Origin of the sequence: Argonema antarcticum A004/B2 (assembly GCF_023333585.1) — a bacterium.
Classification (GTDB): domain Bacteria; phylum Cyanobacteriota; class Cyanobacteriia; order Cyanobacteriales; family Aerosakkonemataceae; genus Argonema; species Argonema antarcticum.
Genome location: NZ_JAIQZN010000109.1, coordinates 1 through 10891, shown reverse-complemented (window position 1 = coordinate 10891; position 10891 = coordinate 1). Strand labels below are relative to the sequence as shown.

Annotated in this window: 7 protein-coding genes and 1 pseudogene; 4 read left to right on the top strand and 4 right to left on the bottom strand. The window is 41.3% G+C overall.

Translation table 11 applies throughout. The annotated features are described in order from the left end of the window. Both LAY57_RS30215 and LAY57_RS30210 read right to left on the bottom strand, forming a co-directional pair. The coding region (locus tag LAY57_RS30215; protein WP_249070889.1) for a DUF4114 domain-containing protein at nt 1–2286 on the bottom strand (2286 nt) is incomplete at its 3' end. A 63-nt stretch (nt 2287–2349) separates the two neighbouring features. After that, a complete protein-coding gene (locus tag LAY57_RS30210) occupies nt 2350–2601 on the bottom strand; it encodes a hypothetical protein (protein WP_249070888.1) in 252 nt (83 codons plus the stop codon). A 396-nt stretch (nt 2602–2997) separates the two neighbouring features. On the opposite strand from LAY57_RS30210, the gene LAY57_RS30205 reads away from it, so the two are divergent. Genes LAY57_RS30205 through LAY57_RS30190 form a run of 4 tightly spaced genes read left to right on the top strand, consistent with a single transcriptional unit; the run spans nt 2998 to nt 7737 of the window. Further along, a complete protein-coding gene (locus tag LAY57_RS30205) occupies nt 2998–3639 on the top strand; it encodes a sigma-70 RNA polymerase sigma factor region 4 domain-containing protein (RefSeq protein WP_249070887.1) in 642 nt (213 codons plus the stop codon). A gap of 16 nt (nt 3640–3655) precedes the next feature. Further along, on the top strand, nt 3656–4564 hold the full coding sequence (locus tag LAY57_RS30200) for a DUF1822 family protein (RefSeq protein ID WP_249070886.1): 909 nt from the start codon (nt 3656–3658) through the stop codon (nt 4562–4564). Nucleotides 4565–4572: 8 nt separating this feature from the next. Beyond that, on the top strand, nt 4573–6939 hold the full coding sequence (locus LAY57_RS30195; RefSeq protein WP_249070885.1) for a CHASE2 domain-containing protein: 2367 nt from the start codon (nt 4573–4575) through the stop codon (nt 6937–6939). Between the two features lie 21 nt (nt 6940–6960). Next, nucleotides 6961–7737, top strand: a complete 777-nt coding sequence (locus tag LAY57_RS30190) for a DUF928 domain-containing protein (RefSeq protein ID WP_249070884.1) — start codon at nt 6961–6963, stop codon at nt 7735–7737. 28 nt (nt 7738–7765) lie between these two features. Here LAY57_RS30190 and LAY57_RS30185 read toward each other — a convergent pair whose 3' ends face one another. Continuing rightward, nucleotides 7766–10171, bottom strand: coding sequence for a CHAT domain-containing protein (locus LAY57_RS30185; RefSeq protein ID WP_249070883.1), 2406 nt, complete (start codon nt 10169–10171; stop codon nt 7766–7768). Nucleotides 10172–10176: 5 nt separating this feature from the next. After that, a pseudogene (locus LAY57_RS30180) lies at nt 10177–10891 on the bottom strand (filamentous hemagglutinin N-terminal domain-containing protein); the annotation flags it as partial.

Sequence of the window (10891 nt, the reverse complement as noted above, 5' to 3'; positions counted from 1 at the left end):
AGTAGTATGAGTGGTGTCAGAAGCGATCGCACTTTCCACTACTTTCGGAGCTTCTACCGTAGGTACTTTTGCTACCGCCTCAGTCACAGTAGTATGAGTGGTGTCAGAAGCGATCGCACTTTCCGTTACTTTGACAGAAGATACATTTGTTACTGAATTTGCAGAACTTGAATTAGTCGAGGTAGTTGTACTCAAGTCGGTAGTAGGATCTAAATTGCTGCTATCTGAATGTTGAACATTCTCAGAAGCAGCACTCGCATTATTATCGGAATTCGTGATATCTTTTTCAGAAGTGTTGGCATTATTATCAGAATGAGAGATATCTGGTGCTGAAGTGCTGGCATTATTATCAGAATTAGCAACATCTGGGTGAGAAATACTGCCACTATTATCGGAGTCAATCACATTCGTCGTAGAAGTATCTGCGTGATTATCTGAAATTGTAAGATCGGGAGTCAAAATACTGCCGCTATCGCCAGAATTATCTCCCACCCCAATATCGCCGAGATCGGAATCATAAGTCGGATCGGGAGTAACATAAGGTTCGGCATAAGCAATCAAAGCTTGACCCATATTAGAAGTACGCCAATCCTTAGCAGGGTCAATTACTTCATCCAAATGAATTGCTTTACCCGTCGCACCTCGCACTTGGAAAATAATATCGTTATAATCTCGATCCGAACCAGTATCTACCCGTAAATCCTCCATCACAAAAGTATTGCCATCCCCAGTCACATCGGCAATTTGTCCGATATGGGAATGTTCATTTGGGTTAGCTGCTACCATTGAAAACAACGGACGCAATGAACCATTTACTTTGGGGTTATCAAATACCTGCTGCACTTTGCCATTGGGAACAAGCATTACCCCAAACTCATCTCCCGCACTCATATTAAAGGTTTTTACACCTTCATAAACCCCGGAATTATCATGACTATTAAATCTCGCACTTTCTGTTATGTCAGAAATTATGACATGACCGAATTCAGAATTACTCAAAGCGCGAGTAGCAGCTTCTTTGATAAATTCAGAAGAACCGGGAGTTAAATTCTCCATGTCCTTGAGACTGAAAATTGCTAACTCGCCCTTGTACCCACCACCGTCAAACAGAAAATCAACTCCTACTTCTCCAGTTTCACCAACAGTGAAGACACCGGAACTAAAGTCGGTTTTGTGGTCAGATACGATCGGTGGAGTGTTGGTAGGTTTCGGTAAATTGTCAGTGACGTTTTCAATTGTGGAATGGGTACTATCTGTGTTGGTGGGTTTGGATGAATTGTCAGTGACGTTTTCAATTGTGGAATGATTATTTGCAGTAGGAGAAGACTCGGTATGATGTTCAACAGTGTGGGGGATGGGATCGGAAGATCTGGGATCGGGTAAAATAGACTGATGAGAGTTATCGGCGATCGCTAAATCGGTATCGCTACTCTCAGCAGCAGTTTCCGTAGAATGATTTGTTGCATCCAGGGAATGAACTTGGGTGTCAGCGATATGATGTTCTGTCGCTGGTTGTGCGATCGCAATTTCGGTATCAGTCTTACCTTGAGTCCCCGCTAAATCACCAATTTCGGAATCGGTATGAACAGAAGTATCGCTAATTGTATGGTTCTGAGTCGCTGATGTATCCTCACCCAACCGATGATAAACTGTATCGGTATCGCCAGTTGATTCGGAAACTCGATCGACAGTAGTGTGGAATTCATCCGTTGTGTGAAAAGTTGTTTCTTGAGTTGCGCTATTTACTATGTCAGCATCATGACTTTCATTCACAGCAGAAGGGTTGTGAAGAGTTATATTTTCAACAACGCTTTCAGAGTGAGTGCTGGTAACGTTCGTATTGTCTATAAACGAAATGTGTTGGAGATCGTGTTCTGAAATTAAATCGTCTACTTTATGAACAGCAATAACATCAGTATGTTCGCTTTCAAGAATATTAGTGTGGGTTTCGGTCGTCTCTGTCAGAGTATGGAAATCGGTTTTAACTTCTGAAGCGGGATGAGTTTCAACATCACTTGTAACTTGATGATAGTTGTCGCTATCTATGTGAATTATTTCAGGTGTATGAGTTTGGTCGCTTTCAGCTAAATGAACTTCTGGCAATGTTGGTGTATGTATATCTAACAGAAAGGGGTCTTGTGTATGGTCGCCACCGTCGATTAATCCACTAGGGGTGAGAATAGGTTCGAGGATAAAAGTCTCTAGTTGCAATTGTGTTGTATTTTTTTGAGTCTGAAAGCCTTTATTCTCAGAACGCTTTTTGCCAAATCCATTAAACCAACTCATAAACAATTCTCCTTTGAAATAAAGAGGTAGACTGAAATGTCAACAGTAATTAAGGTTTGAAATTTACGAACTTTTCGAGCCAACTGGTTCGACTAGCAGACTATCTTTTAGCGTTTTTAAGTTCTCAAACTCGCTCGGCGAGCGAGATTCTTGCATTACGCAACCGGAAGAAGCTGCCTGCTGCAAAGTCATAAAGGCATCGAAATCTTGCGAGTCATACTGAATTTGCAACAGCAGGCGTAGATTTTCTTCCGCTTTCACCGTTAAATAGCCGGTGGTTAAGGCTTCTTGGACAACTTCGCGGATTCGCACCATACTCGACCTCTCTCGAAAGTTACAGCTACTCTGACCCGAAACACCTCTATATCTCTCTCAGGGTCAGGCGGCAACTTTTATGCGTGAATACCTATTTTGTTACAAAACTTTACATAAAAGGCTCGCCGCCATAACAAAACCAGGTTATATGAAGTTTTGTTAAAGAATAGTGCAACTTTGCATAAAGTTGATGCGTTGACCTTGACAAAGAGATAGGGCGTTGAAATGTTCGAGCGATCGAATCGGCTGCGAACACCTAAAACTGTCCTAGCAACATAACTTGTCTGTCCGACGACTCAAGTCCACAACGTTTCATCCGCCAACGGTATGAAAACAGTTCTACCTTGAGATAGATTACGCTGGTAATTCAGGTAGTTTTTTCCTGGGGTGCCGGAGATGGACAATGGGTGGGATAAAGAACTCGATAAGCGGCTTAAGCAGCTGGCTATCAAAGCTCAACAACATCCGATGATGACACCGGAACGACAGCGAGCTTTAGTGCAACTGGTGCAAGCAATTTTGCAATCCGGCAGGCTTTGCCGTCCCTACTGGGGTCAATTTGAGGGCATTTACGAAGATATTTACAATGAAGCCCGACAAGATATGTTGCTGTATATTTGCCAAAAAATTGATGATTACGATCCGGAAAAAAGCCCGGTAATGCGCTGGGTGAACTTCCTACTTGAAAAACGATTTTTCAGAGAGGCGATTCCTAAGTTTATGGATAAGAACATTATCAGAAGGACGCTGGACGACCTAGAGAATATAATTCAGCCAGAAGAAGAATTTTCTACATCAGAAATGGTGAGCGAATGTATAGAAGAGGATAGAGAAGATATTTTCAAAAATGAGTATATTGAAAATAATCCCCAAGCTAATTTTCAATTTTTAGCTAAAAAAAGGCTGGCTGGAGCTACCTGGAAAGAAATCTCAGAAGAATTATGTATTAAAGTTGCTACCCTCAGCAGCTTTTACCAACGCTGTTTGAAGAAATTTGCAGTTAAACTGCGAGAATACTGCCAAAATCACGGAAGTTAAGCTAGAAATAGAGATTATGAAAGACGTACCAAATCCGTTTACCTTTACTGTGATTCTAGGCGCAGAAGCCCATCGTCTAGCAGAACAGTTTCGCAAACACCAAAGACAACAAGAGAAAGGCAAACAGGTTTACCTCAATACATTGGCGGTGTATGCGGTAAAATTTTACCTGGACTGCTTGGGATTAGAAACAGATTGTCAAGCCAGCGATAGTTTTGACCCGGTGGCACAGACACTTATGGATGTGGCTGATTTGGAGGTGAAAAATCTGGGTAAGTTAGAGTGTCGCTCTGTGTTGCCAGAACAAGAGTTTGTTTATATTCCAGCTGAAGTTTGGTCAAACCGAATTGGGTATGTGGCTGTTCAAATGACTAAATCGCTAACAGAAGTAGTGGTGGTGGGATTTACGAAAACGGCAACGACCGAAAACTTACCGATTAGCGAATTGCGATCGCTCGACGAATTTCCAGATTTTATTAGCCAAATTCGCCAGCCTCAACCTGTTAATTTGAGCCAGTGGCTGCACAATATTTTTGAAGCTGGCTGGCAGACAGTGGAAGCACTTTTATTACCGCCACAAGCACAACTTGCCTTTAATTTTAGAGGGACAGATGGTGTACGTCGTCGCGGTAAATTTTTAGAATTAGAACGCGCAGGGAAACAGGTAGCTTTATGCGTTGGGCTAAAACCAGTCGATGAATCGGAGGTGAATATTGTAGTTGAAGTATATCCTACAGGCAATCAAAATTATCTGCCGCCAGATCTCCAAGTAATGGTACTAGATGATGAGGGTATTGCTGTGATGGAAGCTCAAGCTAGAACTACCAAAAATATTCAATTTGAGTTTAGTGGCGAACTGGGAGAACGTTTTAGTGTCAAAGTGGGTTTGGGTGATGTCAGCATTACGGAAGGCTTTGTAATTTAAAGAGCGGAATGCTGACTAAAAAGGTGCAAATTATGGTTAAGTTAGTCGTTCTAAAGTTGGATGGCGATCTAGAGCGAAATGGGTTTCGAGTCAGCCTAGAAATTGGCTGGGAAAGTAGGCGTCCTGAAATAGAGATCGCTGGTCAATTACCGCCAGATCCAGATTTGCTCGTTTGTTTAGAGAGGTGGCAACAAAATTATCGTAGCGTGGGTGCGCCTTACCGCATTAAACCGAAGAAAATTACTTATGATGGTTCGGTAAATAAGCGAATTGAGCAATGTCATCAGTCAGCGCAAGAGTTACGATTACGCCTGAGTGCGTGGTTGGATTCTGAGGATTTTCGTCCTATTGACAGGCGATTGCGAGAAGAGTTAAGCCGAGAGGAAGCAATTAGGCTATTGATTCGCACTGAAGATAGTCATTTACAGAAACTTCCTTGGCATTTGTGGGATTTTTTTGAGCGTTACCCTCTGGCAGAAGTTGCCTTAAGTGCAAAAAAGTTTGAAGCTACTAAAAAATCGAATTCGGTACAGGAGAAGCCGAGGGTCAAAATTTTAGCTATTTTAGGCCATAGTGCCGGTCTTGATATTGAGAGAGATCGAGGTTTGCTAGAAAGCTTACCCAATGCAGAAGTAGTCTTTTTAGTAGAACCTCAACGTCAACAAATTAACGATCGATTGTGGGAACAACCTTGGGATATCATCTTTTTTGCAGGTCATAGCGAGACAGAAGGGGAAACGGGTATAATTTATATCAATTCCACTGAAAGTTTAACAATTAACGAGCTGTGGTATGCACTCAGAAAAGCAGTCGAACAAGGTTTAAAATTAGCACTGTTTAATTCTTGCGATGGTTTAGGTTTGGCACGGCAGTTGGATGATTTGCATATTCCCCAAATGATTGTGATGCGGGAGTTGGTGCCAGACAGGGTAGCTCAAGAATTTTTGAGAAATTTTCTGACAGCATTTGTGGCTGGTAAGTCATTTTATTTAGCTGTGCGGGAAGCGCGAGAAAGGTTGCAGGGAATGGAGGGTGAGTTTCCTTGTGCGACTTGGTTACCAGTAATTTGCCAAAATCCCGCAGAGGTGCCGCCAAGTTGGGAGGATTTGTTACCCGCTGCGAAAGTAGAAATTCCGTCGTTACAAAAAATCGAAAATCCTAATTCTAAAATCCAAAATTGGCAATCTGTGCTGTTAGCAAGTGTGGTGGTAACTGCTTTGGTGACGGGGGAGCGATCGCTTGGTTTTTTGCAAGCTTGGGAGTTGCAATCTTTTGATGGGTTAATGCGATCGCGTCCTGATGAAGGACAGGATAATCGCCTGCTATTAGTTACTATTACCGAAAATGACGTGCAATCTCAACCATCTGCGGAAAGAGGAAGCGCATCGATATCCGATCGCTCTCTAGCTATTTTATTGAAAAAAGTAGAGCAATATCAGCCGAGAGCAATTGGATTGTTAATCTATCGGGATAATCCCGTTCAACCAAAATATGCGGATTTAGCGACTCGGATGAAAAAGAGCGATCGCTTTTTTGCTGTCTGCCAAGCTAGTAACGGCAATCACCCCGGAATCTTACCACCTGCGGAAGTTCCGCTTCAACGTTTGGGTTTTAATAATCTTATAACCGATCCAGATGGCATCCTTCGCCGTCATTTATTAGCTAATGGAAAACAATCTCCTTGTCAAACAGAGTTTTCTTTGAGCCTGCAATTAGCTAAACGTTATTTAGATGATGATAATATTAAATTTGACCTGATTAAACCAGAAGATTATTTGTCTTTTATTGGCAAAACTATTTTCACAACTCTAGAAAAAGATTCGGGGGGATATCAACAAATAGATTCCCGCGCTCATCAAATCATGCTCAATTACCGCTCTACCCGTCAAATTGCTCCGAAAGTTACCCTCAAAGAACTTATTAACGGCCAAATTAATCCCGATTTAGTAAAAAATCGCATTGTTATTATCGGTACAACTGCTCCCAGTTTTAACGATGACCATTGGCTGACGCCTTACAGTTACGGTCATTGGCCAATTCAAAGAATGACAGGTGTAGAAATTCAGGCACATAAAGTAAGTCAAATTCTTAGTGCAGTTTTGGATAATCGCCCATTGATTTGGTGGTGGTCAAAACAAGCTGAAACTATCTGGATTTGGTGTTGGTCTTTAGTTGGAGGTATGATTGGTTGGTGTTTGCGATCGCGGATACAGCAAATAGCTGCTGGGGGGATTACAATTTTTATCATTTATGGTATTTGTTTTTCCTTTTTGCTTAAAGGAGGTTGGATACCGTTAATTCCTTCAGTTTTAGCTTTAGTAATTACAGGTGTAAGCTTAGCCATGTACACCTTGTCAACGAATAGACAACAATAACAGAAAAATTGAGTTGAATTTATGAACAGAGCGAGCATTGTCGTCTTTTTATTTGTGATTAACTTTATCATCTTTCCGTTGCGACTATTAGCACAGTCGGCTCAACTAATTTCTCAAGGAGTAGAGATTCGCTTTATCCCCCGAACATCCAATCAAAGTTCTCCTTCTGGAGGAACTAGAGGTACTACAACTACAGATAGTAAAAGTACGGGTAGTCGCGGCGATTGTTTGTCTAAAAGTATTCCTCTAACTCGTTTAGTAGGTGGTAGTAAGTTGGAGTCAACTGTTAGCGATCGGCCTACTTTTTGGGTTTACGTACCTTACGCGCCAGAGGAAGCTAGTTCTGGAGAATTTTCATTGCAGGATGGGGAAAAAAATATCTACCGTACTCCTTTCAGCTTGTCAAGAACGCCAGGAATTGTCAGCGTTACTATTCCGCCTACAGTCAAACCTTTGGAAATCGGTAAAAAATATCGTTGGTATTTTACTCTTAACTGCCCTCAAAGAGAAGGTTCTCCCGAAAACTCTACGCCTGCTTTTGTAACCGGACAGGTGCAAAGGATTGCGATTACCTCTGAGTTAGATAGTCAGTTAAAAGCAGCGAAAACAGCACTAGAAAGAGCAGTTATTTATGCCAAAAATGGTATTTGGTACGATACTATAACCGAGTTGGGTCAACTTCGGCTTAAGGAACCGGAAAATAGGGAAGCTATTAATGCTTGGATTAATCTTTTTAAAAGCGAAGACGTGAGATTAGGAGAAATTTCCGCAGAGCGAATCGTTGGGAATATAAATTGATTGTATTGGAAGTTGGTAGCATTTCCGCTCAAAACCAATTCCCAACCATAATAAAAGGAGCCCAGTAATAAGGTTTTTGGTAATCTCTATCTGGGTAATTTTTTAATATAGCAAGTTGAGCTTGCCGCAGTGCTTCTGCTTTTGTCAGTTGCGGTTTCTTTAACTCTTGATAAAACAGAATCATCAGTTCAGTAGTAGAAGCATCGTTAACTTGCCACAAAGTTGCCAAGGTACTGCGTGCGCCCGCCCTCACCGCGACTCCCGCCAGTCCCAAAGCAGCGCGTTTGTCTCCTAGTGCGGTTTGGCAAGCGCTCAAGACTAATAGTTCAATTGGGTTAGATTGAGGCTGGTTTTTTTGTCGCAGTAATTTATCCAAATCTTTTACTTTGATGCGTTCATCCCAAGCGAGGATAAAAGTTTCATCAGGGTTAGAACTGAATCTCCCGTGTGTTGCTAGGTGAACAATGGAAAAGTCAAATGAATTTATTTGCTTTTGAATATTTGTGCGATTAAATTTTTGTTCTGCCAGTTGGCGACTGGGTATTTCTTTGCTAATTTGGTTTAATTCAGTTTCTACATTATCTATCAAACCAAATTTCTCTTTTTGGAAGCTGGGAGCGTCTTTTGCACCACCAATTAAGGCATTGATTCGCTCTCGCGTTAAGGGTTTGGGGTCTATAAGTTGCAAACCTGGAGCAAGTGCGATCGCATACCTTTCCAGCAAATATTTTTCTCCATTATAAAGGACTGCCATTGGCATATTTCTGAGCGCCCCATCTAAAACAAATACCAGCGTTTTTACCTGACTCTCTTCCCGATTTTTAGCAATTTCTAGGTCGGCTTCAAACGGTTTTAGCAACCAGTTATATATTTGTTTCGATTGGTTTTTAACTTCTTCAATGCTGATGAGAGGATTTATTAAAAATTTCCCCAGTTTTTCTACAGCTTTGTTTACTTCATCAGCAGATATATTTACCGCATGATGGCGGATAGGCTGTTCGGGTAAGGTGAGTATTACTTCTAACCTATTTTTGAGAATAATTGGATAAATTACGGCAGCATTTTTATCGATGCGATCGATTTGTTTGGGTTCGCTATTTAAACAAGCTTCTCGAAAGAAGTTGTTCAGTTCCGCTAGTTGTAGCGCCTCTATTACATCTCGCGCTTTGGTTAGATTTTCTTGTTTTAAGAGTAAATCAACTAATTCGCGATAAACAGGTTCTACTTCATCCCGAAAGTTAAACTGAAGGTCGGGGTTAAGAGCAGTTAAATCTTTTCGTAATGACTGGAGATTATTGAAAGCAGATGTGTAAGCTTTTATAGCGCTTTCAATATCTTTTTCTTGCTTAATTTCCAGTCTTCCCAATTGCCATTGCCACCGATAGGCAATATCCCATGCTTGGATTGATTGCGCTAGACGCAAAGCTTGTTCGGTTAGTTGTTTGGCACTTGACAATTGTTGAGTTATTTCATATAATTCTCCTAATTGCCCTAACGCATAGGATTGCGATCGCACATCGTTTAAAGTTTTAGTTTGTTGGATAGATGTTGCTAATAATTGGCCGATATATTGCCAAGATAACATCTCAAGTTGCTGTCTTTTTTTATTAACGTTTGAGTTAGCGCATTCTCTGGCAATGGGTGAAGGGTAATCAGGCGTTTGTTCTCCTTGTTGTAATTTTAGACAAGTCAAACTGCGAGCTAAGTCCAGCCGAGCATAAATTGTTTCTTTGGATGGAGGTAATTCAGTTAGGTGAGATTGAATTTGTTGTGGTAAATCAGCAATATCAGAATCGAGGGGAGTTTCTATTAACAAGCTTAGTTGATTTAGCTTGGCTCGTAAATTGGTTAGAGGCGCGGCAGATAGTGAAACAGCATTTTGATAAAATTTTAAGGCAGCTTCGTAAGCCGTCTGCGCTTTTGATTGATTATTATAATTTTCTTCGCGTTTGCCTAAAGCGCGTTTGGTATTGCCTAAACTAACTAAAGTAGACCTAATGTCTGTATCGGACTTTAAGCGTTGAAACATTTGCAAACTTTGCTGTAAAATCTGTTCTGAGTTGTTGACAGCACCAACAATTCGCAAAATATCTCCCAAATTTCTTAAAGTTGTGGCGGTTAGTTGAGAGTCTGCTAGTTTGCGAAGACTTTGTGCCACTTGCAGGGAAGTTTCATCGCGAATTAACGTTCTGCATTCTTGCGAAGGAATGGCTAAAGATTGTAATAAAGTTCCGCAAGCGCTACGGTAATGTCCTGCTGCTTGCAACTCTTGGGCGTTTTTTAGTAAGTTGGGTACGGTATTGTGGGTAAGTTGAGCGGAAACAGGAGATTTGAGGAGACACAAAAACATACAGCTAGCAGCAATTAACCACCAAGGTAAACGCTTTTTGATAGACTGAGAAAATGCTAGAAATGCTTTGCGTTTTATTGCCATATTTTTTAATTAAAATTATTTATAGATACTGGAGATGGAGTGCGACAAGCTGTTACACTTTCTGCGGGACTGTAGGGAGTTACTTTGGGTGCTTGTACAATTAAATGTATGACGCCTTTATCATCTTTTATCCATCCTTGCGCTTCTACTATTTCGGTTGGCGCAGAGGTACTTTCTGCGGTGGAAAGGTTGAGTGCTTCTCTCGGATTTGGCGGTAAACCGCCGCGCCCGGTAAGAACAAATTCGCCAATTTCATCATTATCTCTTGTGGCTGCACAAACATTTTGGAAAACTGGTCGATTATCAATTGGTGGTAAGGCGATTAATCCTTGGGTAGGGTCTATTTCGGGAGTTTGAATATTTATTACACCGTCAAATTGTGGGCCTAAATTGGAAGTGGCGGTGATATCGCTTGCTAAGTTGCTTGCTTCTCTGGAAAGATTTGTTCCTAAAAATCCTTGTCGAAAAATGCCTTCTGTGTTGATATTTACTTGACCGCCTCTACTATCTGTGGAATTGGCAGTAATGTCGCTATTTTCTAATGCTGCTAAGACGCCTGTATTGAGGGTAATGTTACCTCCCGTTCCGGCGGCGTTGGTGGTGATACTGCTTTGGCGGCGCAGTTGAATGTTGTTTGAAGTTAATTCTATATTTCCGAAATCGCCCGCTTTTGTTTCAGCAGTAATTATGCCATTTTCGAGTAAGATATTGTTAGCTAGA